Here is a 2,652-nt window from a genome sequence, read left to right as displayed (position 1 = left end):
TGAATGTAAGCCGTCTAACGCACCATCAGATTATTTACCATCTAAAAAAAAGGTGCGTGACGGCAAAATTTCTAGAGTTTCCCTAAATATGGAAAACAGGATGCCGTCACACACCCTACTATTTTTCACCTATCGCTTTCTATGCAAATTGTACTTTTTGCAAACTCTGTACTTGTGGCAAAGGTTTTCCCATTTCCTCATAAGCAAACACTAAGTCTTCCAAAACTTCCTTTGCATTTTCCAGTGCTTCTTCATAAGATTCACCATGAGTTTGAGCGTACTTTCCCCATTCAGGTAAACTAGCAATATAGGTTTTATCTTCTTCAGACCATTGAATTAAAATGCTATACTTCATTAGACATCTCCTTCTTCTAACCTAGCAAGTTCTTCTAATACTGCCATTACATTTTTCTCCTGATAAAGCTTTGCATCACTTCCATCTTTGCCAGAGAGAATTACAGGTTTTACCAGAAGTGGATGAAACCAGTAGGAATGACTACCTTTTCCACGTTTAGTTAGGAGAGAAAATCCTGCTTTTTGCAAGGTTTGTTTTAATTCTCTAACTTTTTTGGGCACTTTTTCAGATCAAAATATTTATGGGATTTTATTCATATATAGCACAGCACTACGCAAATAGGTTAGGAACTTATAAATGCTTAAACTCACTCAGAGATTACTTTTGACTTTTGATTTGTGCGTAGCACTATTAAGATCAGGACTTACGCAGAACCGCCATATCTAGTAAGGGCGAATGCCATTCGCCCCTACAGATGGTATATAACTCTATATTTTGCGTAAGTCCTGAAGATACCAGCGCTACAAAAATTTTACTTTTCTACCAACCGATCTTCCGTCGCTAAAAAAGGTTGTAAATGAATCACAGGTGACTCTCTAGAAAAATCAGAATTTACCGATTTTCCATCACCATTGTGATAAACACTCGTACCATCCCATAACGCTTTAGTTATATCTCCCAATGCTGTGTAACCATCCACTTCCTTATTCAAAGTCAACAATAACGGACAACCATCACCGCTTAACTTAGTTTTCGCACAAATAACTTGTTGCCCTGGAGTATTAGGATCGTTGCGATAGTATAGGGAAAGTAAACCATCTTTGCGATAATCTTCTAATCGCTCTTCTATTGCTTCGCACCGTTTAGCAGGAGTCCAACCTCCTCCCATAGATATTACCATACCTAACCACGGTTGTTTACCTTTATCATTGTCATACACCACCGTCCAAACATCTTCTTTTCTTTCTGCATTTGGTTGCAACTCGCAGGAAAAACGGTCTGTTTTTTTCACTAAAAAACGAGGCCAACCTTGCACAATATCAATGCCTAAACTCACCCCATCTATTAATAATGAGATTATAGGAATTAGCACAACTAATACTAATGCTCCTATTCCTACAATTTTTCCATTCTGTTCCACAAGTTTCTCCTTATCTAATCTAAATATATGGTTATGAATATTTTTTGAGGTTATCAAAAATAGACTTCCCAATATTTTATCCAATTTTTTGTGAGAAGTTTTCGGAAAGGTTGAGCTATGGGAACAACAAAGGTAGGTGACGGCAAAATTTCTGGAGTTTCCCCAAAATGGAAAAGAGCTAGACACGGATTTTGCCACGGATGCACGGATTTAGCCAAATAATTAATCCGTTTATCCGTTGACTCCTCCCTAATTTGTCAGTAATTTCTGAGAATTAGATGCACCTAATTTTTGAATTTTTCGAGTTAAGAGAAAAGTTGCTAATATCAAGACACTCCACTGACTAATAATTGCTATTAACATTGGCGCGATCGCTAGAGAATTGTCGAAATAAAGCCAAGGAAAAGTAGAGAATAACCACCAATTAGGATAACTATTCGGTGTAATTGACATTAACATTAGTCCAACAGGTTGTAGAAAAATAAAACTACCTAGTATTCCTGTTGCCCAAATCGCAGGTTTCTTGACTTTTATTAGCAATATAAATTGAGCGATCACTGCATAAATTAAGATTAAGTTGAAGCTCAAAATTAAGGTCAAAATAGCTGGTAGTTTCATCGTATTATCTTGCCAAAATAAAATCCAGGAAATCCAAATTACAGCAGTAATAATTAGATGAATTCCTATCGCGACTAAAGCCGGACTTTTTTCACTCCAAATTAAATCTTGTTTTAAACTAATAGCTAATCCTTTGACAATTGCAGTTTCATCATTATTAACTTGTTGATGTCTATATCTTGCCCAATCTTGTATGCTTTGTCGTTGAGGTGACAACATGGCAATTACTAATAAAAACCAGAACAAATTAAAAATACATAAGAAAATCAACGATTGTTGTAAAAGTTCAGTTGATTGGTACTCAATATCTATCCCTAAGAAAAACAACAGTAAATAGACTTGGAAACATCCCATTAACAAATAGCTTTGTTTTTTGCTAATAAATGTAGCATCAGGATTTCTGTAACGACGATTTACAGCTTGCCAAATCCAGTAGCTTCCCAAAACTATACCTAAAATAATTATCCCAGCAACTTTTAATAGAATATTGATTTCATCACTACTACTAACAGCATAAACTTCATCAGTATATGATTGAATAATACCTAAAGAAAGAAACAGAAATATACTAGAACGGCGCACCGCGGCTCGCTGCCCC

The 2,652-nt window shown here is 35.9% G+C and carries 4 protein-coding genes and 1 pseudogene; all 5 read right to left on the bottom strand.

Annotated features, from left to right (window positions below; genetic code table 11):
- Positions 1-139 precede the first annotated feature (139 nt).
- Positions 140-355 carry a type II toxin-antitoxin system HicB family antitoxin gene (locus F6K40_RS39725; RefSeq protein ID WP_293145681.1) on the bottom strand — a complete coding sequence of 72 codons (216 nt, stop codon included), beginning with the start codon at positions 353-355 and terminating at the stop codon, positions 140-142.
- Positions 355-576: a type II toxin-antitoxin system HicA family toxin gene (locus tag F6K40_RS39720; protein ID WP_293145678.1), complete on the bottom strand. Its 222-nt coding sequence runs from the start codon at positions 574-576 to the stop codon at positions 355-357. Before F6K40_RS39720 ends, F6K40_RS39725 begins: the two co-directional genes overlap by 1 nt.
- A gap of 251 nt (positions 577-827) precedes the next feature.
- Positions 828-1,436 (bottom strand): COP23 domain-containing protein, encoded by a 609-nt coding sequence (locus F6K40_RS39715; RefSeq protein ID WP_293145675.1) that lies wholly within the window; start codon positions 1,434-1,436, stop codon positions 828-830.
- Between the two features lie 53 nt (positions 1,437-1,489).
- Positions 1,490-1,654, bottom strand: a complete 165-nt coding sequence (locus tag F6K40_RS39710; protein WP_293145672.1) for a hypothetical protein — start codon at positions 1,652-1,654, stop codon at positions 1,490-1,492.
- A 31-nt stretch (positions 1,655-1,685) separates the two neighbouring features.
- Positions 1,686-2,652 (bottom strand): annotated as a pseudogene (locus tag F6K40_RS39705) (hypothetical protein); the annotation flags it as partial.

Origin of the sequence: Okeania sp. SIO3I5 (assembly GCF_010672085.1) — a bacterium.
Classification (GTDB): domain Bacteria; phylum Cyanobacteriota; class Cyanobacteriia; order Cyanobacteriales; family Microcoleaceae; genus Trichodesmium.
The sequence above is the reverse complement of the archived record's forward strand: the minus strand, read 5'-3'. Positions and strand labels throughout refer to the sequence as shown.

Bases quoted from the DNA above. Each gene is read 5' to 3' on its own strand.
- F6K40_RS39725 (WP_293145681.1), bottom strand. From the start codon at position 355: ATGAAGTATAGCATTTTAATTCAATGGTCTGAAGAAGATAAAACCTAT.